We start from the raw sequence: 25857 nt of genomic DNA on the forward strand, positions 1-25857 counted from the left end.
GCTGCAGCCCGCCCCCGAGGCGCTCACGGCCATAGAGGGGTCGACGGAGCTGGCCAGCCGGTAGGTGCCGTCGGCGACGGCGCGGGGCAGCGCCGCGCCGTCGATCAGCCACGCCTGGGCGGCGGTGCCGTTGGCCCCGTAGAGCCATACCTCGTTGCCCTCCCAGGCGCCGCGCGAGCGCAGGTCGAGCGCCAGCCCCGAGGCGGACGTTATAGACCAGCCGCCCTCGCACTCGGACAGGCGCCACAGCTGGGGGGCCGAGCCGTCGGCGTCGGCCAGCACGGCGGCGTTGCCCGACTCGGTGAGCAGCCTGCCGCCCGACGATATGCGGTAGAGGCCCGTGGCGGAGTCGCGCTCGAACGCCAGGGTCGCCGCGCCCGACGCGATGCTGCAGCCCGCCCCCGAGGCGCTCACGGCCATAGAGGGGTCGACGGAGCTGGCCAGCCGGTAGGTGCCGTCGGCGAGCGTGCGTGAGGGCATCGTTGGGGTTTCGGAATATTTAGCTGCGAAATCGTACTTCGCAGACCACTTGTTGCTCGATTGCGTGGTGACGTTGGAAATGGCGGTGAGGCCGACCTTGGCGTTACTTGCCTTCCATTCACGTTGATCCATCGCATAGGCGACGATGCCGTTTTGTATCCCGGAGATGCTGGGCGGGAAGGATTGGTTATCGGCGTCGATGCTGAATTCGGTCTCCCTGGCATCGAGATGCTGCTGGATGCGGCCGGCATATGCTTCCGCCCATTCGTTAGCCTTGCCGTTGCGGACGAAGTAGTTGTTGGACAGGTCGGTGGAGCGGTAGGCGTAGCCTTCTGCCTGGTAGTTCTTCGTGTGGTCGCTGTGGGCGATGGCCATCAGCTCGTCGGTTAGGCCGAAGTAGAGGTGACGCTGATCGAGGTCGCCGTACCAGTTGTCGCTTGTGTCGTCCCAGGTGAGGTCGATCTGGCACCACTTGCCGTCGATCTTCACGGCGTTCCAGGTGTGGCCATTGCCTTCAATGCGGCCGTTGGCGATGTCGGCGGCATTCAGCAGTTTGGCGTAGATGCGCTGGTAGCTTTCGCACGTGCCTTGATGGCGGGTGAGGCCGCTTTCCGCGCTGCACCAGTTGAGGTTGTGGTCGTATTCCAGCTGGTTGAGCGTCCAATCGTGCAGCCACAGGGCGCGCGCGTAGTCGGACCCGTCGGTCTCGGCGTTGCATTTGTCGACTGCGGATTTCACGATGGTGCTGACCGCCGGATAGGCGTCGTCGTTTGCGCTTGCAAATACGTTTGCGCGCAGGTAGTACACGCCGGCTGTTTTGTCCATCAGGTAAAAGCGCAGGTAGTAAGTGCCGCTTGCGGTCATTTCGAACTGGTAATCGTGCGATGCGCATTCGCCGGTGTATTGCTGCCATTGGTTGCGACTGGGGTCGGCAACGCTTTCGTTGTTGCCATCGGGATCCATATACGTCGGCGCATCCATACGGAACTGGTACGCACCGCTTCCGCCCGTTGCAGATACATGGAACGTGGTCTCCTGGCCGAGCTTCGGGTCGTTCCACTGGACGGTGAGCATGATATCGCCGCTTTGCGCGGTAGTGCTGTGCTGGTAGTTCGCAGCCGCGTTCGTCGGCTTGATTTCAAACGGGATTGCGCAGGTGCCGCTGTAGTTCTGGCTGTTCGCGGTCACGATAGCGGTTGCCTGGCCGATGGCGACGTTGTTCTCGTAGGTGACGGTGTACTGGTCGCTCGGCACCGTTGACGACGTGACGGTGGGCATCACGGGATTGCCCGTGTAACGAATGTCGGTGTCCTCGATGCTGAACATGCTGGCGTCGATCGGCTGTGTTGCGTGGACCGTTACCTCGATGCCGGAGACGGTGCTGTAGTTCGCCGTGTCGGCCGGGGTGTATGTCGCGGTATATGTCGGCCATCCTGGCGTATCGATGGTTGCGGACGCATCGCCTTCCCAGGCGAAGCCTTCGGGCAGGGCGATGTCGGACAGTTTTTGGCCGCAGGTTGCTGTGAGTCCCTTAACTTCAGGGTAGTTCGGGGTTGCTTTGACGATATCGTACGGGAGTTCCATCGACCCGGCATAGCGCCCAGCGCCTGCGATGGTGATGGCGGCGGTGCTCACCTTCGTGTTGTTTGCGTACGCCACGGTGTAGTCGCGGCCCTGCTTGAGGGTCGAGGTCACTTTCTTCTCGATAGGCGATCCCGTGTAGGTGACGTCATCGGGATTGTAGAAGAACGGGAATTGGGTGACGTCAAGCTGCGACTCATACGTTGCCGCAACGTTGGCGGGAACGTTGATGGGCGCGTAGATTTCGTTAGAGGCAGTATTGATCCAATTGCCGGTAGCCCTGCTCCCACCGGGCTCGGGGAAGCTCACCGCGCATTTGTCACCAACGGTAATGCGCTCGAGGGAGGGGCAGTTATCGAACATCCTCGAAAGGGCATTCGGGTCCTTGCCGAGTTTCGACATGTCAAAGGATGAGATGTCTATAGCTTGAAGCTTCGTGCACTGCGCAAACATCGAATCCATATCGGTGGCGCTTGTCGTGTCAATGCCTGCTAAATCGACAGTTGCAAGGGAGGAGCATCCCTTGAACGCGTTGGCGAAGTTCGCTACGTGTGACGTGTCGATTCCGGCAAGGCTAATGGTCTCTAAGCGCTTGCAGTCCGAGAACATACTGGAGATTGTGGTTACGTTGGAAGTGTCAAGCGGCGAAATGTCGACGCTTTCAAGCGACCCGCAGTTGCTGAACATTGCGCTTATGCTGGTTACTTTCGGCGTTTTGATGCCTGTCAGATTGATGCGTTCCAGGCTCTTGCAACCGGAGAACATGCTTGTCATCTTGGCAACGTTGGACGCGTCTACGTTTGAGAGATTGGCATCTTTTAGAGCTTTGCAGCCGGAGAACATGCTTGCCATGTCGGTAACGTTGGGTGCGTTAAGGTTCGAAAGGTCGATGCATGATAGAGATTCGCAGTTTGCGAACATTGCCGCCATGCTCGTTACGTTTGATGTGTCTAGCTTTGAGAGGTCAATGTTATCGAGGGATTTGCAGTCATGAAACATAGATGTCATGTTGGTTGTGCGCGAAGAGTTCAGATTTGAGAGATTAATGTTCTTGAGTGATTCGCAGCCAAAGAATAGCATGACCATGCTGGTTACGTTGGACGTATTGATTCCTTGAAGGTTGATGCTTTCGAGTGACTTGCAGGATCCAAACATGTTGGTCATATCGGTGACGCTCGACATATCTAGTCCCGAGAGGCTTATGTTCTTGAGCGATTCGCAACCGTAAAACATCCAAGCAACATTGGTAACGTTGGCAGTTTTGAGCGCGGACAGATCGACGGAGCCGAGGTTTTTGCAGCCTTGGAACATGCTGCTCATATCGGTGACGTTGGTCGTGATCAGCTGCGAGAGATCTACGGATTCTAGCGATTGGCAGCCAGAAAACATGCTTCTCATATCCGTGACGTTGGAAGTGTCGATGCCTAATAGATTGACGGACTTCAAATTCTTGCAGTCGGCGAATATGCCACGCATGCTTGTGACGTTCGACATATCAAGCTGCGATAAATCTACGCTTTGAAGCGACGTGCAGCCATAAAACAAGTTGCGCAGATCTTTTGCTTGAGACGTATCAAGTTGAGAGAGATCGGCATGCTCGATGAGGTCAGGATACGCCTTCCAGGATTCGTACTTTAGGTTTGAATCGGTACGCTCGGCAATGCGTATAACAAGGGTGCCGTCTGCCGTGATCATCCATTTGAAGCGGTTTTCGATTCTCCAGTCAACGCGAGGCGCATCGTTGCTCGCTGAATCGGTGTCGCTCTGGAGGACGGTGGCCGAGTCGTCGTCCGCGTTCTCGTTGCTTGGCGACGCATTGCTTGTTGCGTTTATATCAGAGGGGGAACACTCGGGTGTTTGATTTGGCGTTTCGCTTGAGGTATTGGAGGCGGCGCTGATTTGATCGTTTGCCTGGGTTTGGCCCGACGTAGTTTCGGTTGGGCTCTCGTTAGGTTTGCTGGCGCTTTGCGTAGCGGGTTCTGACGTACTGTCGATTCCTGCAAACGCGGGTGACGGGATAAGACCAACCGACATCACGACCGAGAGCGCGATGGAAAGGACGCAGGAAGCAGGCTTACGCATAACGGCCCCTTTTCTGTAATCGGAACAGGTACGATTCTGCAAGCGTACGGCTATTTCAACGATTGCAGTATAAACGAAAAACCGCAGGTTGTTGCCGAGTTCGGCGTGTTTCGAGGGCGTGGCAAGCATTTGCTGTTCCAAGCGATGTTACGAACGTAGGCTGGTGATTTCTTGTTGCTTTGCGGCGGCAGTTCGGGACTGTTTGCCGAGAGGCTGCTTGTTGCATGGGTGGGTGCTGTTGGTGTGGGTTTGAGTGCTGTATAGGGACGGCGACGGCCGATGCGGGTGAAGTTGCGGAGCGGATTGGAGATGCGAGGGTCTGGCTGATTCCGCGCAACGGTCGAGTGCGTTGTTTGCGGTGTGCGGCGCAATCGACCTATGTAGGGGGTCTCCCTATCGCGAGGTGTCCGAAGGTGGTGCCCCTGGAGCCCTCGCGCTTCCTGGATATCTTAGCGATTGAGGTGTATCCATTCTCAGCTGGCGTATAGAATGGGTTGCGGGCGTGGCGGTTGCCCGCAACCGATTTCCTGATTAATCGACGACAGTGGCAACCGCGGCGATTGATCGGGCAGTTGGCATGTTCACGAGTGAAGCGGCGGCCTTGTTCGGCGATGTGTTGAGGTATATTGCAGCGAATGCGGACGACCTATCGATTGGAGCCATGATGCAGCAAAAACAAGCGATGCGTTCTCTGTCCGTCTATAAAGCCATCCTCAATGAAAGAGGAGATCCAACTAATCTGATCTCAGTTAACGATGTTGGGCATTATACGTTAGCTGAACAATTTGCTCGTTTTCTTGAGAAGAGAGCAAATCAGATATTAGATACTAAGAGAACCTCGAAGCATATCATCCTTAAGTCCTGTGAAAGGCTGGATGACTCGCTCCTCGTGAGGCTCGTTTCAGGTGCGTCTGGCGAGCACGTCGATGTTGTTGACGTGCAGTCTGCTGAGGTTGACTACTCGTATGATGGCGATAAGGCATCAATGGTTGAAACGCGTTTGTATTTGTCTTGCGCGCATGGTGACACCTATATGCTTATTTGTGTTGAGCACGCAAATAATGGAGCAGGAGAAACTGTTTTGTTCGAGCCCTTTAAGGGCTATCTTGCTCAAGTCGTTCCGAATGTTGTTATTAGCTACGAGCCGGTTTTGGAGGCCGAGGTCCTCGAATCGTTTAATCAGGTTGAATCTGTTGTCGTGAAGAAATACCTCGAACCAAGTGACCCTTCAACGGCTCTTGTAAGAGAGGGCGACTACATTGAGGTGAAGTTAGGACACAAGCGTGGCAGGCCGTTCAGTATGGCGATTCTAAAGGAATTGCTTTCTGGCAATATGCGCGCAACCACGTTGTATGGGCTTCAAGGCGGAATCATCGAAGATGAAGGCGCGATGACGACCGTTTCGCTAAAAGGACCTAATTCGGCAAAAGGGAAATTCGTGATTGGGCAAGGGTTGCGTTCGAAAGTCCATGAAGTTTTAAACGAAAAGGGCAAACCGGTTCTTTCGGATGATGAGTTTGTGGACAGATGCGCCTCTCGATGCCAAGAGATCGGGAGGCGGCTAGGACGTGAGCGGTTATAACCTGAAAGAGCTCCCATGGGTAAAGCTGGCATAGGAAGAATATTCAAGGATTACTGCGATACGTTGCGCACGGGTGTGTACCGCAATCGTAATTGGAGAGACTATGTTACGCATTTTGCTATTCCGGCAATTGTCGCCATTGCGATTTTTGTAGCGCCGCAGTCTGTGTCGTCCTCGATTCGTTCATGCTTTGGGAATGCGATAACTGCACTTTCGATTGTGTCCGCTCTGCTGTGCGGACTTGCCGTGGCAGTGTTTCAGTTGAGGGTTCAGATATCGTCCGGCTCAAGCGGCCTTGAAGTTAGGGATGCAGAGGTCAAGTTAATCGATGAGCTTTTCGCGGCAATCCTTTGGGCGGTTGTAGCTGGTTTCGGCGCTGCGGGTTTGATGGTGGTTGCGGGTATCGGCGAGTTAGCGAATGTCGTTTGCGACATCGCTACGGCATGTTCGCTCGGGGTTACGTGCAATTTTGTCGTAGTTGTATGCATGTGCTTGAAGCGGCTAAGCATTGCATATCGTCTTGCGAGCAAAGAGTGGGGAAGAAAGGGCTAGCTGCTTTCGGCCGCGAATCGATTCGTGCTTATGGGCTGTTCGATGTGGTCTGCGTTAGCCCGGTGTGTTGCTTCGGGCTGCTTGTTGTGCTGAGTTAGCTGTTGTCGTGATATGTGCGATGACCTGTATGCTGAAAACCTTGGTGTGAACTCATCCCGTAAGAAGAATGGCGAGGCTAGGGAGCTGACCAACGTGAAAGACAAGGTCCTTATAATGATTCTTCTTTCAGAAAACGGTTGGTATGCTTTCCGGCACGCGGCGGACTACATTGTGAAAGTAATCTTAACGAATGCGATGACCGATGACCTTGCTGCGCACAATCCGCTTCGCAACAAGATTTGCCATGGCGCGCAGACCGAGTACGGAACTGTAGAACATTCTTTGAAGGCCATACTGGTCACGGATATCGTCATCCGTTTTGGTGCTGTGATATTTCCTGGCAAAGCAGAGGAAGCACGTGATGGCGAGCCTCAGGTGGTATAGTGCTTGCTCCGACGACATGCCCTGCGTCTTTTTGCCATAGGGGATGCTTGTGGTTCGAGGCGTGTGTTACCCATCTGTCATTCTGGGCTATACTGTAAGGCCTAGTAGGAAGACTCATGTATTGCGTGCTTCTCAACCGATTCCAAAGGGTTATTTGGCGTAATGACAGCTATCGATCGAAATGCCGCAGAATCTGCTTTTGGATGGCAGTTCCAAGTTCATGCGGCAATAGTTCTTGCCTTGAAAAATATTGAAGACATGTCCTCAATAGAGGTTGAGGGGGACATGGAGGACATCGAGATTGAGCTTCAGAACGGTATGAGGGTATATTGTCAGGCAAAAGCTCATTACAAGGCAAATGAACCGGGTGCTGGGTCGACAAGGCGTTTATCCGAAGCGATGGAAACTCTGGTGGACGATCTGCGCAAAGCAGATTGCATGAAGGCGGTATATGTTACGAACGATCGCCTGCTCTTCGGCAAACGAATTAACGCAGATAATTTTAGTGATGGCGCTTTCTATGGTTTCTACGAGCTTGAGCCTGAGCAACGAGTTGCTGTAGAAAAACACATCGGAGATACCGTTCTCTTGACCAAGGAGTATGGCCTGCTTTGCTTCTTCGTGCTTCCGTTCTTTGGGAGTGACGAGGCTACAAAGACGAAAGCGGTAGATGCAGCCATTGCTGCTTTTCTAGGCTCGATTAATTCATCGGATGCTCATGGCGTTATTCCGAGCAGATTACGGCGTATATGGGTCCAGTTGCTGGGAGCTGATGCAACGGTAAAGCCAGGGCATCCCAATAAGAGCATTTCCAAGAAAACGTTTATATGGCCAATAGTTTTCGAGATGTGTGATAAGGCGTCCGTTGGAAACGGCATGCTAGAAATCGATGAGGATGTTCTTGAGGATGTCATGCATCGCTATCGATCGACGATTGATGGCCAGAGTGATTTGTATAGTGTTTCAACTCGCATAATCTCCGATTATGAACAGTTTCGATGTTCTTCCACAAGCGGCAGTCGGACTCTGTCCGATTTTGTTTCTGAACGATGGGAGCAGTATGTCGATGTACTTGGTGCAAGCGTAATTTGTGATGATGACGAACGCCGTGCATTTGTTTGGCTTGTTCTATTAAAGGTCTTGAAGAGGCGATCGGCGATGAGAGAGGTGTCAAATGCCGTTAGACTGCATGATTAGGCGTCTCGATATTCGGAACGGAATGTATTCAAAGACGTTCTTCTTCACTGATGGATTTAACCTTATACAGAGCAATGGCAGGAATTCAGTTGGCAAGACGACGCTGATTCGAGCGGTTTTTTACGCCTTGGGTGAACCAATTGCAAATACGGTTCAGTTTAAGTTCCCGGATCACGCATTTCGCATTGAGGTGCAACAGGGGAATAAGACTATCATCGGGATAAGGGAGAGGGATAGTTACAGGATCAGCTCGGGGGATGATCGATTTTCCTGTTATGTGCTCCCTTATGAACTGAATGACGTGCGTAAATCCATATGGGGCTTTGATTCTGAACAGGTAGCCGAGAATTATCTGGCAGGGATGTTTATTGACCAGGATGAAGGGTGGACTCTCTTAAATCGCGGCAAAGTATCTTGCGGTATAGGCTTCAATATTGAATTGCTCATTGATGGTCTTTCGGGTGATAAGGCCCTTGATCTGACTCAAGCAATTAAAGGCCTCGACGATCGCATCGAGAGATACAAAACCGTTTCCAGTATTGCCGGCTTGAAAGAGGAATTAGGCGATAGCCAAATTGGTGAGCAGGCTGCACCGAATTTGCCGGAGGTAGCAGAGGCGTTATCGCGCTTGAGAGTGGAGCGTAATGCGCTTCAACGTCGCGCAAACTCGGTTAAGAGGGCAATAGCCGAAAACGAGCGATTTGCAGCTTACATTGAAAACCTTGGTTTGCGCGTAACCGTTTCCCCTGGTGTTGAAGTTGCGGTTACGAAAGAGAACCTCGCGGGATTTGAAGATAGTGTTGACTATCAAATAGCGGAGTTGTCAGCAATGCTGGCTAGCATAAAGGCAAAAGACGGTGAGATTTCCGATCTTGAGAACAGAATCAAAGGCGATTCCGTTTTATTTTCTGTTGCTGAGAGCATTGATGATGCTGAAAGACAAATCGCACAATTGAACATTCGAAAAGTTGCATTCGAAAAAGCCGTTGATAGCTTGAAGAAGGAGAGAGGCGAAAAAAAACAGCAGCGTAGAGAGCTTCTGGCTAACGGCAACGAGGTTGCGGATTTTTTGGCTGAAACGATAGCGGGTTATTGCGAGCGACTTGGTGTCGAATCGGATTACTATTCGGATTCAAAAGGAATTTTCACATACAAGCTAAAAGACAAAAGCGGGACTCGTCGTTTGCTTCTTGTCCTTGCATTCAGGCTTGGCTACGCAAAGGCGATAGAGCGGTATTGTGGTATTCGCCTTCCTTTTATAGTTGACTCGCCTCGTAGCGGCGAGATAGATGAAGATAACTTTAGGCGAATGATGAGCTTGATTCATCGGGAATTGCATGGTTGGCAGATTGTGGTTGCGTCTATCGGTGAGGTTGGGGTTGAGCCTGCCAACTGCATCGTGATAAAGGAAAAAATGTTAGAGAATTCGTGCATGATAGATGATATTGGGCAGTGGGAGCATGGTGCTTTTGCTTAGGGTGCTCGTTGTTTGAGTGAGTTGCGGGGGCGTTGGGATCCTTCGACAGCCCGGATATCCCCAGCTTCTTCGCTATGCGCTGCACCTTGCGCGTCGAGGTGCCGGTGGCGTACATCTCGGCCACGGCCGACACGACCGCGCGGTCGACGCGCTGGTAGCGCTCGACCACGTCCTCCGGGAAGAAGCTCCCCGACCTCAGCTTCGGTATCCTCGTCGTGATGTCGCCGACGCACGTGACCAGGTTGCGCTCGCGGTAGCCGTTGCGGCTGTTGGCGCCTCCCGCGCACAGCTGGTCGGCCTCGGCGTCCATGATAGCGTTCACGACGTCCTCGGCGATGCGCCTCATGAGCTCCCTCAGGTTCACCGACCCGTCCTCGAACCTCGGCATCGCCGGCTGCTCCCGCACGCTTTCTGCTAGACTCTCCAGTGAAGTCTTCGTCCTTTCCAAGAATCCGTTATGTCGCAATTCCAGATTCTAGGGCGAAGGCCGTTTCCCTTCAAAGCCATCCCGATCTGTTTCGCTTACACCAACTTTTCCGACACGATCGCATAGCGCCCATGTGGCACCCGCGCATGAACAAGCTCTTGAAGCTCACTGGCGTGCAGGCCATAAGCCGCAAGTCCGTATGGTGGCGCGGCGAGTGCGGCCACGTCTATCAGATGGCCGTCCGCGACAGGGCGAGGGCCAAGCCGGGCTACTGCCCGTACTGTTCGGGGAGGAAGAGACCCGAGAGGCCGATAAGGCTCGACTAGCCCTCGGCCCCTCGGCGAGGAAGGAATGGGGGGTGTTCCTATAGTTCTGTCAAGGGGAAGCTATCTTCCAGAGAGGCGTTTTTGGCAACGCTGACGCAAGCCCGGCCGGGCCTTGAATTCTCGTTGGCCGCTAGGCGACGTACGGGACCCTGTCCCTCATGACCGCGTAGATCACCTTGAGCCGCTTCCTCGCAACGGCCTTCAGGGCCTTGCCGTGCGGCATCCCCCTGCCGCGGCAGCGCGCGTAGTAGTCGCCCCATCGGTTGCGGCTGCGCGCAAGGCAGTTGCACGAGAATATGAGCAGGTTCTTCAGCCTCTTGTTGCCCTGCCGCGACGCGGACACCGACGATATCGACGTGCCGGACCGCCGGTTGCGCGGCGCCAGCCCGCAGTACGAGGCCAGCCTGTCGTGGCTTGGGAAGTCGGCTATGTCTATGGATATGACCAGCTCGGATGCCGTTCGTGGCCCTATGCCGGGCACCGTGAGCAGGCACCTGTACGTCTCGTCGGCGGAAAGCAGCGCCGATATCTCGGAGGTCAGCGACCCGATCTCGGCGTCGTTCTCCGATATCCTTCGCGCGAGCAGTCGAACGGCGCGGTCCTCGCAGGCGACGGCCGCCGGGTGCGGCCTGCTTGACGATTCGACGGATTCGGCCAGCGCCGCCACTTTGGCGCGCCTGCAGCCGCGCGTGAGCGCACCGACGGCCTGCGGCGACGCCCCGGATATCGACCACGGGCCGCCGACGGCGGCCATGAGCTTGAGGGTCGCCGGGTCCGAGAGGTCGGCGTGCGCCTCGAATTCCGGGCACGATTCGAGCAATATGCTGCGGAGCCTGTTCTTGCTGCGCGTGTTCTCGCAGGTCAGAAAGTCCCTTTGCGCGGCGAGCGACCTGGCTGCCTCTATCTCGGGCGGTCTGTCGGCTACCGGCAGCAGCGCGTCGGGTATGCCCAGCGCCGTCTTCGCGATGACCATCGCGTCGCGCTCGTCGGTCTTGGCGTCGCCGGCGAACAGCTTCGACGCGCCGTGAGCGGCGAGCCCGGGCAGGTACGCGCGCGGCATCCCGGCGAGCCTGGCACGCGAAAGCGCCAGCGACCCGATGTTGCGGACCTGGTCGACGACGACCAGCGCGCCCGGGTACTGCGCGTAGAGTCCGTCGATGGCGTTTTCCCTGTTCAAGACAGGCTTGCTTGCCAGAAGCTCGCCCTCGCGCGTGACCACGCACGCCCAGTGCGAAGACTTCCCGACGTCGAGCCCTATGACGATTCCCGGCCTGGTGGGTGGTGCCATGGTGGTATCCTCCAATCGGTAGGCCGATCGGAAGCCCTCCCCTCGACACCCACATTACCTGGCCGTGGCCCCCGGGCCCGGCAGTTTCCTATCAGTCGTTCGGAGCGGCGAGCGTCCTCGGTGGCAACACCCCCCGGGCCCTCGAGGGGCAGGGGCAGACGGCCATCCGGGGACGCCCGATCGGCGGCCCCTCGGGGCTTGCCCGTATCGTAGGCAATGCGCCGAATGATCGCCACCGAAGCTCATCGATGGCTTATCTCGGACTGTAATGGGGAGGCGTCGGTGCCTCCTGCCTATAGGCGTGATTTTGCAACTATTGGACTGGCCGGCTATGCGTGGCAGCTATGGGGATCTGCATCGTTTTCGATGGCTGCTTGGGCTGCGGGCGCATGGAGACGTGGAGAGGATGAGCGGATAGACCTAGGGAGGCTATGGTGGCTCCGATGGTGAGGCGGCTTGCAACAATCAGATGCAAGCCGCCTCATTTTTTTTCGCAAACTATCCCAGGGTCCCCGGGAAATGCGTCGACACGAATGTGGCTAGGGCTGCGACATGCGTCGCGGAGGACGAGCAGTCGTTGAAACCCTTGAGGCTGTTCACGATCGTTTTGACGATTGAGGGTTTTGGCTGCGCGTCGGACAGGCCTCCTTCATAGCCTCGATGGTTTCCAGGGCGGCTTGCTGCCTATCGGCATCGAGCTCGCTTGCCGACTTTTTCAGGTCTTCCGGGATCGTCTTGAGCTCTTCGGCCGCCGCGCCGTTCGTCTGGTTTGCCGTGACCGATGCGTTGTCCGTTGCCATGGCGGCTTCGGCGCCGCCATGGTTCCCGAAATAATTGAACTGCGAGGCTTTGCTGTCGAGGCCCATTTCTGTTCCCTCCAATGTGAGCGTGCGGTTAACGCTCGCCACCAAGCGCCGGGCGACTTCTTCGAGGAAGTTTTTCGCCATGTCGTCTAACTTCTTCGAGCTGTGCGCATAGCCATAGAGCAGGAATCTAATGTTGCAGGCATGCTCGTTCACCTGGAGCGACGGCACCTTTGTAGGGACGGGGTGAACTTCGAGTCGTCGAGGTAGAAGCTGACGGTGTACGCACCCCTCTTTGTCGCCGCGAGCCCGATTTGGCGGACCAGCCCGTATTCCAGCCATCTGACGGCAGAGGGAAGGAGCACCCTTCTAACAGCAACCCGTCATCCAGGGAGGCTCGATGCTGCGTTGCGCAAGAGCCGGTCTTTTCTGCGGTTGGCTATGTCATCTAAACTTAAGAGGCCATAAAACGATTGGCCGATTTCGGGAAGGGAGAATCGATGGACGGGATACAGGATTGCGGCAGCGGCGCTGTTGCCGTCAGCGCCGCCAGCGGCAATATGAGCGGCAACGAGCTGACGGCAAAGGCCTCTGTCGTGGATGCGAGCGGTACCACGGTGAGGATAGGCGGCGGCGCCAGGCGCGAGCCCTTCCTGACCTCGTCGTTGAGGGCCCGCATCAACGCCAAGGCCCAAGGGCGCTACGTCGACTCGGCTCTTGAGCAGATCAGAAAAGTCGAGCAGAGCGATATAGATGTTGCGACCAAGAACGCGATCGTGGCGACGCTCAACAGGTCGCTGGCGCATCAGCTGAACCTTGAGGACATCGCCGAGAAGGCCGTAAGCTCTCCTGATCTGAAGGAAGATGCCGATCCCGGCAGGCTCGACCCGGAGTGGGTGGACAAGTTCGAGGAGCACGCCGGTGCGAAGTACGATGAAGATGCCCAGTGCCTATGGGCGAGGCTGCTGACCGGCGAGTTGAATAAGCCGGGGAGCTATTCCCGCAAGTCGATGAGGATTCTCGACGATATGGAGCGCGAGGATGCAGAGGCATTTGCCTCGCTTTGCGCAAGGTGCGCCGGGGGCGTTCTTCCTTGGGGCGAGAGGCAGCAGCTCCTGCCCCTCCTCATGGAGAAAGGCCAAGAACTCGCCTTGCCCGAGTCAGGCCTTGCGAGGCTGAAGGGGCTTGGGCTTATCGAGTTCGGAAACTCGAGCGGCTTTGGCATGTACGAGAGTATGAGGCTCGGAGGCGGGGGTTGGCAGGTTCTCAAGGTTGGCTCCCGCCTTCTAGGCGTTCGCTTCCCTGAGGGCGAGGGCTTCGAGGTCACCGTCCACAGATTCACGCGCTACGGTGAGGAGCTGTCGCAGCTCTGCGACTTGGGATGTGAGCTCGACCGCAACAATCTGCTCGCGAACAAGCTCAAGCAGGCTGGCGGGGAGGTCGTGAGGGTGATGGAAATAGAGTCTGATGGCCGAATGCGCTATGTGCCTCTCTAGTAAAGCGCCTGCTATGCGTGCATGCGGTCTATCCTGCAACCCGGCTCGGCCTTACGACGCGTGGTGGAGAACAAAAAGAGATCAGCGCCGTGGTCGTGAGCGCTCTGAGACGCTTGAATGGCATGGGCGTGACGGAGGTCGGGGCCGTTCTCGTAATAGACTAAATCGAGACGGGCTCGAGCCTCATAGGCTCAGTGGGCTTCTTCGGGGGTTGAGAAAGAAAGCCTAGTCCGAGGGTGGCCAGGTGATTATCACGACCCATTCGCCTGTGGCGATTACCGAGCTCAGCGAGTTTGAGGCAGCTACCGTTCATAGTACGGATGGCGTCATGAGCGTGCGCGAGATGGCAACGCGAACGGCGGCGTCGAGATGTTCATGCTTGCTCGTCTTATGAACAGCTGCGGTTGCCGCGACTTCTGGACGGTTTCGCAGGAAACGGGCGCCGATTTCGCCCTGGGTCTGGACTTCTGTGCGGTTTTCGGCGGCAGTTGTTCGCTGCCGGCTTCGCCGACCTGGGGAAACGCTGGCGTATTGTGGCGTTTCGGGCCGGTTCGGCCTGTGATGGAGCGGAGTCATGCTCGACGAGTTCGCGGACATGCTCGACGCCTATCTCGGATGGTATAGGGATGTCAGGCTAAAAAGCGACCTGGGCTACAGGAGCCCGATGCAGTATCGGAGGGATTTGGGGCTGATCACCTAACCCGAAACGGTCCAGGATTTCCACCGCAGCCCCAAATGGTGAAAAATGCATTGACGCTAACACGCTTGAGCCTGCGGTTCTCCTCGGCCGCCTGGAATGGGTTTCCGCCGCGCGGGGCGTCGGCCTTCTTGACCCAGTCCGACAGGCTGCCCGGGTCGCATCCGAGCCCGCGCGCCACCTCGGCGTAGGTCGTCCCGGACTTTCTGTAAAGCTCGACCGCCTTCTGCTTGAACTCGGCCGTGTGCTTGGGCGATGGGGGTTCCCATGCCTGCCTCCTATCCTCCGTTGCCCGCATCATGCGAAACGGAAATCGACTTGTCAACGGGAATGGGGCAGATTCAGATTCAGATTCATCTGGCTGGATGCCGCCGCACTGGGCGTCGACCTGAACAATGGGGGGGTCGAACGCGCGCTTCCGCGCCAGGTCGTGCTAGAATGCGGCCATCCGCAGCGCCGAACGCGCCACGAATCTTATCGCCGCGGCGAGGTTCCCGGCCGACTTTTCTCGCAAAACCTAACTCGCACAGCAACAGGTGGTCAAGGTGGCCGGCTATAATGCGAAGCAACAAGGCAGGGAAGGCAGGTCGCAGAACATGGGCATATTCGACAAGGATTTCAGCCCAATCGGCATCGCCGCAGGGGCCGTCGACGTGGTTGCAAAGGCGGGCGGCGCTGTTGCGAAGGGCGCTGTCGACGTTGTCTGTGGAATAGGCGGCACCGTCGCCGACATCGGCAACCAAATACAGCGCAACATCAACCGCCCCAAGACGCCCTTCAGCTTCGAAGACAGCATTTCCCAAGAAGAGTTCGCACAGATGGCCGACGCCGCCGCCAAAACCATCAAAAGGGTCGTCTCGTGCCGCTGCGACGGACCCATAGCCCGATTTACGGTGCGGTCCCAGAGCAACATCTCGGAATGGGGGTTCAGCGTCGACTTCAACGCATGGGGCCATTTCACCGGCCAGTACTGGATTAAAAGCGACAACGCCGATTCGAAGATACCGGGCGCGATTGCAGAGCGCATGAGCGAGTCAATCAAGGCCCGCATCGCTTAGACAGGCTGCGGCTAAGACATATTCCCAGCCTAAACGCCCTTCATCGCTCCTCCGTATGAAGGGCGCGGTATTCCTTCAGCAAGTCCACCAAAGTCGCCGATTCCCTCGCACGACGCTCCACACTTTCGTAGTGTTTTATGGAACCGGGCAACTTCTCGGACACACGACGGAAAAACGTCTGGTTTTTACTACGTTCGAGGAACATGCCCCAATTCGATTCAACCCATCTCTCGAAGGCAATCCGCTCGCCCTCGTCCTTATAGGTCGGGACGAGCGAATCGAGCCAGCGGACTTCCTCCAGAGCGCTGGGACCTTCTTTGCTCTCATCGAGTTCGAACATCATCGCGGCGCGCTCGATGGAACCTTCGAGGTAATACATGTAGAAGTGCGCGTCTTCGGGCGGAACCGCATAGCAGTGGTCGTGAAGCGTGGAAATGGTCGGCGCCGGAATCCACAGATGGTCGGAGTACGCGCCGGGCATCTGGTAAATCATGGTCTGATGGTAGTAGAGGTAGCACGTCCACCAGCTGGGATGCGAGAAGAACGGGCTGGCGAGCATGAAGTACTCAACGGCGTCCCAATCCTCCTCGGGCTTGCGGACGAAAGTGAACTCAGGGAAGTCGACATGATGGAAGCAGTACCCGCAGTACTCCTCATCTCGTGCCAAGACGGGAAGGGTGTGCTTCCACTTCGAGGGGTCTTTTAGCAGCTGTGGAAGCCTTTCAAGGGGGGTCTTGTCCAACCCGAAATGCCTGCGCCATAGTCGCTCGGCGGCGAGAGGGGTCGCCGTCCCGTTCTTAGGTGTGTTGCTGTCCGCGTCTCTCGTGTAAATGGCGCCGGCGCGCACGGTGCTACCGCCGTCTCTGTAGTCTTCTACAAGGTAGTAAGGCATGGCGTCCTCGTCGTGGTCGACAAGGACGACATCGACGCAGGCTCCACGGAGGTCGATTGTGGCAATACGAATTCTCGGCATTCCGTCGGCCCATTTCTTGGAACGCAGTATATCAACGAGGTTTTGCGTAACCAATCGCTTGCCTAAGGCGTCGGCGTCGCCGGTCGGCTCATAGCCCGCCTCTTCATCGACGCCGATTATCAACAACCCCGTCGTCTCCGCGGGATTGTTTGCCATACAGATGATGTCATGGAGTAGATCGGCCTTGTTGTCGTGCCATTCGCGCTTGAAATCCCAGTAGATGCCTTCGCGCTTGAGGCTGGCGAGGTTTGCCACGAGTTCGGGTAGCGTCCCATCGTCCGTATACTTTAGATTCACCTAACATCCACCTCCTGCAATCGCACCACCATCTAAAGGAACCAAATTAGTCAAATTGGCTCCGAATCAGGCATCTGGATCACGTTTCATGCTTGCTCTGCAGGGCCCCATCTTCTCCAACGGCGACCGAAACCCCATCGCCCGCAGAAACTCCCTCACGCGCTCCGGCACCCAGTAACCCTCATCAACGTTTTCATGCTGCGCACCAATTACTAGACATCGTTCATGTGGCAATGATGCGTCGCGGTCACAAGCGCGCAGGCCATGCGGATATCATAGCGCCAACGTGTCCCTAAGGAGTGCCCCATGAGCGACTACTACTGCCCGAACTGCGGAGCCGACCTCTGCGACCAAGCGGGCTTCGACCCCGACGAGGGATTCTGGAAATGCATGCAGTGCGGCGAGGAGCTCTACGGCGACGACTCCGTGGACGACTGCTCCAACCAGTTCCCCGGCGTCGTGTGGCGTTGCGACGGCTGCGGCGCAGTCCTCAACAAGCAGAGCGGCTTCGACGACTGGATGTCCGCATTCACGTGCGAGAAGTGCGGCACCCTCAACTTCATCAACGAGAGCGAGATCGAAGACGATTCCAATAATACGGACGATGATGAGGACCGGTCTGCACTAGGCGCCATCGCGAGCTTCCTCGACAGCGCGGCGAGCCTGGCGGACACCATCAGCGAAATCAAAGAGCGTCGCTCCGGCGAAGACGATGACGACGAAGCGGCCGCAGGCGAAGAAGAGGAAGCCGATGAGCCCAGCACCGAAGACGTCGGGCAGTTTCGCACAGTCAAGCACGCGAAACCAGGCCGTTCTGGCCGATCGCTCAAAGCGATCCTCCTGAGCCTTGCAGTCACCGTCCTGCTCGTTGCATGCATGGTCGCCTGCCCTGACGAGGCGCTCGAGTTACTCAAAGCGCTGGGTAGCGCCTTCATAGCGCTGTTCAACCTCCTGGTAAAGGCGCTCTCTGTCTTCTTCGCCTGGCTCCCAACGCTCTTCGCCCAATAAGCCGCGCGGGGTTGGCGAAGAAAAGCCCCAGCCCGCCCATCCGCTCCGTACCCATGTTTCGTTTGATGAAAAAAAGAGAAGAAGAGCAGGGCGAAGAACAGCCCGCCGTGAACCTTGCGCCGCTACCCGCGAAGCACATCGTCCATCACCGCATACCTAACGGCGTCGATCGAGTGGACGTTCCCATCGGGTACGTCCACGTCCAACACCGATATGCACGCGCGGCGTAAATCATGATGCGGCAACGACGTAAATCGTGGTGCGGCTGCTGCGTAAGCAATACGCGCGGACACGACCATCCGGTCATGTCCGCGCTTCCGCCCGCAAGGAAAAGAGCAAGGCTTTGGGCCTTGACGGGCATTGGCGCGCCGACGAGGGAAAACGACGCCGTCCGCAATCGGTTCCGCCATCTCGGTAGGCGCAGGGGCGCCCGTCGGCCATTGATGCGGGCGCGCATATCGCTTATGCGAGGGTGTCGTTTTGGTTTGCGCGGAATGTCACCACGATTTATGCGCTGCGTGCATATCGGCGTTGAATGTACTTTAGCGGCCAAATGCGTACCTACTCCGCAGTTTTACGGAGCAGGTACGTAGCTGATCATGCGTTTTCCGGGAGCCTGTAGAACTGGTTGGGATCGTGAGGGTTTTACCTACCCATTCCAGTAGTCCCTTTTTGCAAAGACGCTTCAGCGTCTCAGATGCGGTCTTTTCCCGATCTCGGCGTTTTCGGCGAGCAGGCCGGTGGCGTCCTGCTCGATGACCTCGCCGTCGTCTTTGACGCCGAAGTACAGCTCTCCTGCGCCATGCTTGTTGAGCATGGCGCTCATGGCCTGCGGGGCCTCCTTGTGCTCGCCTGTCGACTTTTTGAACTCGACGGTCTCGCTCTCGCTGCCTAGGTTCATTCGGGCCGCCTTCCTATTTGCGTTCGATGTTTCGAATTATACCTTGGCAACCTTGGGGCCTCGACGTTGCGGCGCCGCCTGTTGTCGCCCTCCACTTCACGTCCAATCTTGTTTCCGTTTCGACAAAAGGGATGGTTGCACGGCATCCGCATACGTTAATTTAATAACGGGCTGCTCTTCGCTTTAAAAATGGGCCACCCCGCTCCGGCGTATGCTGTTCGCCGGAGGTGATCGGAGATGGTCAATTTGACTGACAAGATGAGAATCGTCCAGATGCACCTGTCGGGGAAGTCGAACCGCGGCATTGCGGCCAAGCTGGGGCTCAACCGCAAGACGGTCGACAAGCGCGCGTCGCGCTATGAGGCCGCGCTGGCCGTGATGACGGCAGACGGCGCCCCGCGGACGCGGTGCGGGCCGCATCGCCGCGGTAAGGCCCCTGGCCGACTTCCCCGCAAAATTTAACTCGCATTTCTGGACAGTCTTACTTGAGGGTCTAACGTATGTGCAGTATAATATATCTGCACATACATCGATAGGAGTATCATGTCTAGCTCTACTTTGACCATACGCATTGACGACGACCTGAAGCGCGGCGCTTCCGAGGTGGCCGATTACTACGGCCTCGATCTCTCATCGGTTACGCGCGCGTTTTACAAGCAGATGGTGAACACGCGCCGCATCCCCCTGACCTTCGCCCCCGACGAGCCCAGCATCGAGAGCCTCGAGGCTATCCGCGAGGGCGACGCCTTCCTGTCCTCTGGCGAGAAAGGCCGCTTTGACAACGCGGCCGACCTCATCGCGGCAGCGATGGCCTAATGGGCAGGCTCACGGCAGATTTCTCCGCTGCATTCTCTCGCGACCTCAAAAAGAAGGCGAAGCGGCGTAATTGGGATTTAGCTGAGCTGCAGAAGCTCATCGACCTGGTGCTGGAGAACACTCCCGAGTCGACGGAGATTCTCAAGCGTCGCCACAACATGCACCACCTGAGCGGTAGCTGGGCCGGGAGGAACGAGTGCCACGTGGCGAACTCCGGCGATTGGCTGGTGATATGGTCGGCCAACGACGAGGTCGCCTTCTTCGAGCGCACTGGCGGTCACGACGAGCTGTTCAGGTAGGAGGGATTGGCAAGTTGCGATAATGACGGACTTTCTCGTTAGGGGGATTGGCCCAACGGTTGGGGGCGTCTCGGTTCCCGGGAGCGCCGCTCATCCGGCAGCCGCCTATCCCCGGCAGGATTCCGTGGACGGCTAATCGCAAAGCCTTGCTACCTCGGCTCCGCATTTCGCGCAGCGGCCCTCGATGAGCACGCAGCTGTGGCGCATGCGCAGCGTGTAGCCGGGCGCGAACTCCGTCGTGCCGCAGTTATGGCAGAACGCGTTGGCGAGCAGAAGCTTGCGGATATGCTCGGGAATCTTCCTCCACTCCCGCAGCGCCTCGAACTCCGTGACGCCCTTTCCGCGGCGGAACTCGTCTTCCTCCATCTCCTCGGCGACGAACCTGGCGATCATCGCCTCGCTGACGCCGTCGGCTCTCATCTGCTGGGCCATCTCCTCGTATTTTGACCCCATGAATTGCCCTCGTTTCTCGCGTGGCTGCCGGTTGGCGGGCGGTGCCTTATGCCTCCAGCCCATTAGGGGCAAACGTCACCGTTTGCGCTGGCCGGGCTCGCCGTCAGTCTTCGCGCAGAGCCTGCCTATGGCGAGGTCCAGGTTCCTTCTGCTGTTTGGCGTTTTAGGCTGCGTCATGCCGGCTCCCTTTCCAATCTTTCATATTCACTGGCGGTGACCTGGCCCTTGCCTCGTGCCTGCCTGGCGGTGATTATCCCGTACCCGTCGGCTGCGATGTCGTATATGTCGTCGAAATGTGGGAAAAGGTTCTTGCCGAACGTGCATCCTTCGGACGCCGCCAGAGAGATGGTTGCCGCCGCCGTTTCGAGGCGACGCGACAACGCATCTACTTTTCTCCCGCGGCCAACTCTTCGACAAGATTGAGAACGCTTTCGTCGTAATAAGGCCAGTCCACAAAGTTTTCGAGGTGCCCGCGACCCGTGGTCGCCGACAGCTCGTCGTTGATCTTGAGCGTGACGGCGATAAGCAAGGTCAGCATTCGATAGTAGTCGGCTCGGAATTCTTCTGAGTTCGGGTCGACGATTGGGGAATGCGCGTGGTCGTATCTGTTTCGGAGGCCCTGGGAGTTGGAAAACGTGGCGTCGTTGAACATGTAGTCGAGATAGGCGCTCTCGTCCGGGGTGAAGAGTTTCTCGCTATACGAGAGCATCCCATCCGAAACGAGGCTTTCGACGATGGCCAGGCCATCGCTTCCGCGTCCTTGGAGGGATACGGCCCCGTTGTCCCAGGCTGCTTTTAGACAGTCTGCGCGGGGCGTAGGGGAGAGGGCTTCGGTCTCGTCGTCCATGCAGGCGAGTTTGCTGTCGATTAGACGGTGAATTAGGTCGGTGTATATCGGGTTGTAGTCGCCAACGAAGACCTCGGTCTTCCGCATCAGCTCGTAGAAGCACCGCGCCTTGTCATCGTGCCCGCGCCTGTATGTCAGCATGCACTGGTCGGAGAACAGGGACGTTGCGTATTGATCGAAATCGGAGCCGGCGATCGCGTATTTACGCTCAGAGAGCGCCTTGAGGTCGCCAAACGACTTGAAGGTTACGTAGGGGAAGTAGTCCCCGTCGATTCGCCCTGCCGTCGAATAGATCGAATAGGATTTGGCGGCGCGCTCGATTTCGGGCCCTATCGACTTGCATTTGTCGAGCCACGATGCTCCGTCGGCCGGTAAGGCCAGCGTGAACCCGTCGATGGAGTACTCTTCGGCAAAATAGACGTTGTACGCCCATTCGATTGCCCGCTCGAGCTTCGCCCCGCGGCTTTCGAGGAAGTGCGAGTATGCGACGACTTCGGTATAAGAGAGCGACTCCCTCATGTTCGAAGCCATGTTAGTCCTGTATTCGCCCAGCACGCGCGACCCCAGCGTGGCAAGCAGCCCGCTTTCCTCGTGCGCGTGCGCGGGCATGGACATGAACCCGTCGTTGTCTACGATGTCCAGCAGATACCTGCAGTTGTTCATGACGGTTGCGTGGTCGGTGAACTTTTCGAGCCATCTCTCGCTAAAGCTGTAAATCAATGTGAAGCCATCGCGCTCTATGCCCTTGCACGCTACTTGCTCGGGGTCGATTCGGACCCCGGCTCCGTATTCGAGCCCGGCCCCTTGCCCGAACATCGTCTCCATGGCGGCATCGCATGCCCGCTTTGCTTGCACTTTGACGTGAGGCGATGGGGAGAACTCGCATTTGCTCGAGCCGGAGGGCCAATTGAAGAGGGCTTCCTCGTAATTGGGGTTGGCTCGTTGGTCGCCGAGGTAATCGGCCATTATGGAGTCGAAGTCGTCTTGGGAAAGGCTCTTTGGGAGGAAGATGCCATCGGGATCACCGGATTTCGTCGCGTATTCGCGAATCAGGAGCTCAGCCGAGAAATACGGGTTGTCGATCAGGGATTCTCTGATTTCGGCATCGAACATCCCAACGATTTTCTTGTTCGCCAAGATGCCGGGCAGGCATTCAACATGCCGCGAAAGGAGGACGCTGAGCTTCTCGCCGCAGATTAGCTTCTCCGCACCGCATGAGCACAACAGGTCCCAGAATTGATCGGCGTATTGCACCTCCATGTCCTCGTAGGCCTCGACGATGCTCGAGGAAGAGAGCCTCTCTCTTACGTAGCGGCAAGCGCTCGAGAATAGATTCGAAGCGACCTCGATGGCGTTGGCGACATCGGTTCCTTCGAACAGTTCGGGAATTGTTTCGAGGGTAAGCTTGAGCTGATGGACCTCTATCGCGTCGTTGATCGTCTTGATTCGAAGACTGCTCCCTGTTTCTATGATTTGGAGGCATCTCTCCCTGAAAGCGCCAGCAGCAAGATCGTTGCGGTCATAGCAGATGATTCTCTCGTGATTGAATTCTCTCAATGCGGGCCTTTCTCGCGTAGGACGCAGCGCCATTGGGCGCATCTATGCTGGGCATCCCCATCTTCGTTGCAGCTTGCCAAATGGGAGGTTGGTATACGGTGGAGGCGCGGGGCGGCTTGACCCTGCTGCGGCTCCGGCAAAACAGCCTCGGTGCGAGGCGGCTACTGGGAAGAACTTCGCAGTAGCCGGGAAGAACTTCACAGTAGCTACGAGATGAAACGATCGTCGTTCGGAAGGCGGTAGAACTGGCCGGGGTCGTGCGCGTTCTTGCCGACCCACTCGAGCAGCCCCCGTTCTGACAGCCTTTTCAAAGCGGCCGAGGCGGCACGCCTGGTGATTTGGGCGCTCTCGACGAGCGCGCCCGTCGAGACGGTCCCGTTGGCCGCAGCGAGTTCCATGGCCTTGCGCTTGCTCTTCCCTAGCTTGCCGAGCGAGGCGCCCCAGGCGGCGTCGGCGTCGGCGACCGCGGGTGTCTTGGGCTCGGCATCCGCACCGTCTTCCGCGACCGTCGCCTGTGCCCCGGGGCGCTCGAAGCGTATCACGGTGGAGCTGACGTCCTGGCGGTAGCTGAACGATGCACCTGCCGTGTCACACACCCTATATAAAAAACTAGGCGGAACCGCTTTCGCGACCCCGCCTTACAAAACCCGTGGGTTTTTCTGTCTGAGACCATTATGCCTCATTAGAACCAGCTGTCAATCAGCTTCGCCAGAAAATCCAGGGACGAGCGGACGGTGTCGTTGGCGTTGAGAAGCTCGGACGTCTCGCCCATCCTGGCTTTGAGCGTCGCCATGTCCCCGACTGCGCGCCGCTTCCCGGAGCCCTCGGGCACGATTCGGGAATGCAGGTACATCAGAGTTGCTATCTGCTTGAGCCTCGGGTTCCTCATCTTCGCTGTTCTGACCCTGTGCGAGAGGCCGGTCCTTGCAAGCGCCCTCTCAACGTCGGCGTTGGACTCGACTGCGCCGCCTTTGATTTCGAAACCGTTTATCAGGTTCGACGAGTGCGCGCACGCGTTGCGGACGAACTGTGCCTGGCGCAGCATGTAGTGCTCGTCTTCCATGGCCGGGTCGGCCCATCGGTTCGCGCAGAAGAGGTACAGGCTCGCGAAGCTGCCGAACGAGAACAGTTCCATGAGCACCCAAGTCGGCATGGCGTCGGGCCTGCTGCCGTATCGTCTGACGAGTGCCCCGCAGTACGCGTCGTTCTCGAGCGACTTGATGTCGCCCTCGCGCCGGCGGCGCTCGTTGTGGTTGAGGCTCGCCATGTAGTCCGCCGCGATAGAGTAGCCGTCCTCGTCTTCATGCTCGGTAGCGATGCGGACAAGCTTCGTGCGCGCGGCGTGCTCGACGTCGAGCGTCAGCGGCAGCAACGCGTAACGCAGGTCGCGGTCAAGCGATGCGAGCGCCCGCAGGTGGCCGAAATCGAGGTTGACGTACTGCCCGTCGCGCTCGCCGCCGACGCGCTTGTCGAACAGGACGCGGTAGGCTGCCAGCTTGAAGTAGTAGGTGCGGTTGGAGAGGTAGGCGGCGGCCTCGTCCTCGGAGCAGAGGTCGAACGTGACGCCCTTCGCTTTGAGGTGGGCAATCTGCTTGTCAACTGTGAGCATGGCCTTGCGCTGCTCGATATTGCCGCTTTCCGTCATTCCCCATCCTTTCGCTCCGGTGTTCGGAAGATTATACAAGCCTGTGGCGACTTTGACGGTCGCGTTCTGATGGGGCGGTAAGGCGCCTTGTCTCTCGGCTAGATCTCATCGATTTCTTTTGCCCTAAGCGTATTTGTGAAGAATCGTCTCATTGGGAAACGGGTCCCAATGAGACGATTTTGACATCAGTTATAGGGGGAGCGGCATGCTCTGCATGCTTGAAACATCGCATCGTTTCGGCTCTCTTGTGCGTCCCATCAAGCCTGAATTGCCCTGCCGGAATCATCGATGATGCCCGTCACCTGCGCAAAATCCCTGCACGACCTTGCATTTTCGTCTTGACAAAAGGGATGACGCTCGTAGGCCTTTGGCCTACGAGCGTCGGCTAGTGTCCTACGCGTTGGGCATCAAGATCCAGACGGGCATGCACGTCACTCCCCGGCCCTGAAGGGGATCATGCCGCTCGCGACGGTCTCGAGGGCGAGGATCCTGACGGCGACGGAGAACGATATCCCCATGCCTGCCAGAACGGCCATGGCCTCCTCGGCGACCTCCTCCGGCAGCCTTACCGACGTCACGGCGGTCTTGCCCGACATCTCGAAGTCGACCGACCTGACCTCAAAGGGAATGGCCCGCTTCCGAACGAGCTGGTAGGCGAAGCTCTTCACCGCCGACGTGTAGTCCAGGCCTATGCCCTCGAGCGTTCTCGAGAACTCGTCCTTGAGGTTGGTGTCGATTCTCGCGGACACCTTTTTGCATGCGCGCATCTCCTCTTCCTTCCTGTTGCCGCCTTCGCTGCCGGGGCTTGCGCATCTCCGGTTCGCCGGAGCCTCCACTCAGTGGCGCCGCCCGGCGCTTTTTGGACATCGGGTCCCGACAGGCGGCGAGGGCCGTCGAGCGGAGGTTCCCCTCGATGCCGATCGGCCTGCCGCCGATGCAAGGCCCCCTTGCTCGGCTTGGATGCCGCCGTGCGCGGGCACGAGGAGGGAGGGGCGGATTCGCGAAGGCCCGGCAGGGCCGGCACCTCCACCGATTTCCGGATCTGGCCGCAGGCCGTTCGGGAACCTGTGGAGATGTCGCGCGTGCGCCCCGCAGCGACGAGGTCTGCGCAACAGCCCCCGCGGCGGATGAGCGGCTGCCGGCCGGAGGGGTTGCAAGGGGAGGAGGCGAGGAACGCTCCCCTTGCCATGGGACCGGCGGGCGTGTGCTCGGGATGGTTGCTCGACTGGCAGGACGCAGCGAAGGCGGACGACGGCCAGCGGGCAGGTCCTCGACCCCGCTGCCGAGCGTGTTATTTACGCGGCATGGGCTCCTGGCCAGGCATGCTGCTTCAAAGGCGTCCTTGCCGATTCGCTTCTTGGCGTGCGTCAACTGTGCTGCCGAAAAGGACGCGTGCCTTGCAGTTGTCGGATCGTCGAGGCTTGCACCTCGCCATTTCTTCATCTGGACCAATAGTTATCGAACGTCTCAATCCGCATATAGACGAGTCGGATGATCGGGGCTGCTGGAGACGGGCTCCGTTTGCGCCTCGG

General features: G+C 57.7%; 25 protein-coding genes. 13 read left to right on the forward strand and 12 right to left on the reverse strand.

Annotated elements, in window-relative coordinates:
* Nucleotides 1-4272, reverse strand: a 4272-nt coding sequence (locus tag Q0G75_RS05975) for a BspA family leucine-rich repeat surface protein (protein WP_365910828.1), incomplete at its 3' end; no start/stop codon positions are given.
* A gap of 415 nt (nucleotides 4273-4687) precedes the next feature.
* On the opposite strand from Q0G75_RS05975, the gene Q0G75_RS05980 reads away from it, so the two are divergent.
* The 5 genes from Q0G75_RS05980 (at nucleotide 4688) to Q0G75_RS06000 (ending at nucleotide 9434) form a co-directional block, all read left to right on the forward strand.
* A complete protein-coding gene (locus Q0G75_RS05980) occupies nucleotides 4688-5725 on the forward strand; it encodes a hypothetical protein (protein WP_294417887.1) in 1038 nt (345 codons plus the stop codon).
* A gap of 15 nt (nucleotides 5726-5740) precedes the next feature.
* Nucleotides 5741-6277 (forward strand): hypothetical protein, encoded by a 537-nt coding sequence (locus Q0G75_RS05985; RefSeq protein ID WP_294417889.1) that lies wholly within the window; start codon nucleotides 5741-5743, stop codon nucleotides 6275-6277.
* 192 nt (nucleotides 6278-6469) lie between these two features.
* Nucleotides 6470-6760: a hypothetical protein gene (locus Q0G75_RS05990; protein WP_294417891.1), complete on the forward strand. Its 291-nt coding sequence runs from the start codon at nucleotides 6470-6472 to the stop codon at nucleotides 6758-6760.
* A gap of 162 nt (nucleotides 6761-6922) precedes the next feature.
* On the forward strand, nucleotides 6923-7957 hold the full coding sequence (locus tag Q0G75_RS05995) for a hypothetical protein (protein WP_294417893.1): 1035 nt from the start codon (nucleotides 6923-6925) through the stop codon (nucleotides 7955-7957).
* A 22-nt stretch (nucleotides 7958-7979) separates the two neighbouring features.
* Nucleotides 7980-9434, forward strand: coding sequence for a hypothetical protein (locus tag Q0G75_RS06000; RefSeq protein WP_294417895.1), 1455 nt, complete (start codon nucleotides 7980-7982; stop codon nucleotides 9432-9434).
* Here the strand turns inward: Q0G75_RS06000 and Q0G75_RS06005 are convergent.
* Nucleotides 9319-9822 carry a transposase gene (locus Q0G75_RS06005; RefSeq protein ID WP_294417896.1) on the reverse strand — a complete coding sequence of 168 codons (504 nt, stop codon included), beginning with the start codon at nucleotides 9820-9822 and terminating at the stop codon, nucleotides 9319-9321. The genes Q0G75_RS06000 and Q0G75_RS06005 overlap by 116 nt on opposite strands.
* Before the next feature lie 170 nt (nucleotides 9823-9992).
* Between Q0G75_RS06005 and Q0G75_RS06010 the strand changes: the two genes are divergently transcribed.
* Nucleotides 9993-10187 carry a zinc-ribbon domain-containing protein gene (locus tag Q0G75_RS06010; RefSeq protein ID WP_294417897.1) on the forward strand — a complete coding sequence of 65 codons (195 nt, stop codon included), beginning with the start codon at nucleotides 9993-9995 and terminating at the stop codon, nucleotides 10185-10187.
* 130 nt (nucleotides 10188-10317) lie between these two features.
* Here Q0G75_RS06010 and Q0G75_RS06015 read toward each other — a convergent pair whose 3' ends face one another.
* Both Q0G75_RS06015 and Q0G75_RS06020 read right to left on the reverse strand, forming a co-directional pair.
* Nucleotides 10318-11475, reverse strand: coding sequence for an IS110 family transposase (locus Q0G75_RS06015; protein ID WP_294417898.1), 1158 nt, complete (start codon nucleotides 11473-11475; stop codon nucleotides 10318-10320).
* 596 nt (nucleotides 11476-12071) lie between these two features.
* Nucleotides 12072-12494, reverse strand: a complete 423-nt coding sequence (locus Q0G75_RS06020; RefSeq protein ID WP_294417900.1) for a hypothetical protein — start codon at nucleotides 12492-12494, stop codon at nucleotides 12072-12074.
* A gap of 284 nt (nucleotides 12495-12778) precedes the next feature.
* Between Q0G75_RS06020 and Q0G75_RS06025 the strand changes: the two genes are divergently transcribed.
* Nucleotides 12779-13774: a DUF2806 domain-containing protein gene (locus tag Q0G75_RS06025; protein WP_294417902.1), complete on the forward strand. Its 996-nt coding sequence runs from the start codon at nucleotides 12779-12781 to the stop codon at nucleotides 13772-13774.
* A gap of 574 nt (nucleotides 13775-14348) precedes the next feature.
* Nucleotides 14349-14474, forward strand: coding sequence for an IS3 family transposase (locus Q0G75_RS06030; protein ID WP_294417903.1), 126 nt, complete (start codon nucleotides 14349-14351; stop codon nucleotides 14472-14474).
* Here the strand turns inward: Q0G75_RS06030 and Q0G75_RS09360 are convergent.
* Nucleotides 14467-14772: a transposase gene (locus Q0G75_RS09360; protein WP_365910835.1), complete on the reverse strand. Its 306-nt coding sequence runs from the start codon at nucleotides 14770-14772 to the stop codon at nucleotides 14467-14469. The genes Q0G75_RS06030 and Q0G75_RS09360 overlap by 8 nt on opposite strands.
* Nucleotides 14773-15067: 295 nt before the next feature.
* On the opposite strand from Q0G75_RS09360, the gene Q0G75_RS06035 reads away from it, so the two are divergent.
* The gene (locus Q0G75_RS06035) at nucleotides 15068-15529 is read left to right on the forward strand and encodes a hypothetical protein (protein WP_294416157.1); all 462 of its coding nucleotides are present in this window, start codon (nucleotides 15068-15070) and stop codon (nucleotides 15527-15529) included.
* Between the two features lie 40 nt (nucleotides 15530-15569).
* Here Q0G75_RS06035 and Q0G75_RS06040 read toward each other — a convergent pair whose 3' ends face one another.
* Complete coding sequence (locus Q0G75_RS06040; RefSeq protein ID WP_294416155.1) at nucleotides 15570-16799, reverse strand: ATP-binding protein; 1230 nt, start codon at nucleotides 16797-16799, stop codon at nucleotides 15570-15572.
* A 306-nt stretch (nucleotides 16800-17105) separates the two neighbouring features.
* On the opposite strand from Q0G75_RS06040, the gene Q0G75_RS06045 reads away from it, so the two are divergent.
* Nucleotides 17106-17807, forward strand: a complete 702-nt coding sequence (locus Q0G75_RS06045) for a hypothetical protein (RefSeq protein ID WP_294416153.1) — start codon at nucleotides 17106-17108, stop codon at nucleotides 17805-17807.
* Nucleotides 17808-18492: 685 nt separating this feature from the next.
* On the opposite strand, the gene Q0G75_RS06050 is transcribed toward Q0G75_RS06045, so the two are convergent.
* A complete protein-coding gene (locus tag Q0G75_RS06050) occupies nucleotides 18493-18708 on the reverse strand; it encodes a helix-turn-helix domain-containing protein (protein WP_294416151.1) in 216 nt (71 codons plus the stop codon).
* A 237-nt stretch (nucleotides 18709-18945) separates the two neighbouring features.
* Between Q0G75_RS06050 and Q0G75_RS06055 the strand changes: the two genes are divergently transcribed.
* The 3 genes from Q0G75_RS06055 to Q0G75_RS06065 all read left to right on the forward strand — a co-directional run bounded on the left by Q0G75_RS06055 (nucleotide 18946) and on the right by Q0G75_RS06065 (nucleotide 19823).
* Nucleotides 18946-19170 (forward strand): helix-turn-helix domain-containing protein, encoded by a 225-nt coding sequence (locus Q0G75_RS06055; protein ID WP_294416149.1) that lies wholly within the window; start codon nucleotides 18946-18948, stop codon nucleotides 19168-19170.
* Nucleotides 19171-19251: 81 nt separating this feature from the next.
* The gene (locus Q0G75_RS06060) at nucleotides 19252-19524 is read left to right on the forward strand and encodes a type II toxin-antitoxin system RelB/DinJ family antitoxin (protein WP_114513208.1); all 273 of its coding nucleotides are present in this window, start codon (nucleotides 19252-19254) and stop codon (nucleotides 19522-19524) included.
* Nucleotides 19524-19823 carry a type II toxin-antitoxin system YafQ family toxin gene (locus Q0G75_RS06065; RefSeq protein WP_294416140.1) on the forward strand — a complete coding sequence of 100 codons (300 nt, stop codon included), beginning with the start codon at nucleotides 19524-19526 and terminating at the stop codon, nucleotides 19821-19823. The genes Q0G75_RS06060 and Q0G75_RS06065 overlap by 1 nt, the downstream gene beginning before the upstream one ends.
* A gap of 132 nt (nucleotides 19824-19955) precedes the next feature.
* Here the strand turns inward: Q0G75_RS06065 and Q0G75_RS06070 are convergent, their stop codons facing one another.
* The 5 genes from Q0G75_RS06070 to Q0G75_RS06090 form a co-directional block, all read right to left on the reverse strand.
* Nucleotides 19956-20276 (reverse strand): hypothetical protein, encoded by a 321-nt coding sequence (locus Q0G75_RS06070; protein WP_294416138.1) that lies wholly within the window; start codon nucleotides 20274-20276, stop codon nucleotides 19956-19958.
* Nucleotides 20277-20661: 385 nt separating this feature from the next.
* Entirely contained in the window at nucleotides 20662-22680 is a 2019-nt protein-coding gene (locus Q0G75_RS06075; protein WP_294416136.1) for a hypothetical protein, read from the reverse strand.
* A 206-nt stretch (nucleotides 22681-22886) separates the two neighbouring features.
* On the reverse strand, nucleotides 22887-23276 hold the full coding sequence (locus tag Q0G75_RS06080) for a helix-turn-helix domain-containing protein (protein ID WP_294416134.1): 390 nt from the start codon (nucleotides 23274-23276) through the stop codon (nucleotides 22887-22889).
* An 86-nt stretch (nucleotides 23277-23362) separates the two neighbouring features.
* Complete coding sequence (locus Q0G75_RS06085) at nucleotides 23363-24325, reverse strand: Abi family protein (RefSeq protein ID WP_294416132.1); 963 nt, start codon at nucleotides 24323-24325, stop codon at nucleotides 23363-23365.
* Nucleotides 24326-24756: 431 nt separating this feature from the next.
* Nucleotides 24757-25092, reverse strand: a complete 336-nt coding sequence (locus Q0G75_RS06090) for a type II toxin-antitoxin system RelB/DinJ family antitoxin (RefSeq protein ID WP_294416130.1) — start codon at nucleotides 25090-25092, stop codon at nucleotides 24757-24759.
* Nucleotides 25093-25857 lie beyond the last annotated feature (765 nt).

This window comes from uncultured Senegalimassilia sp. (assembly GCF_934636665.1).
GTDB lineage: Bacteria > Actinomycetota > Coriobacteriia > Coriobacteriales > Eggerthellaceae > Senegalimassilia.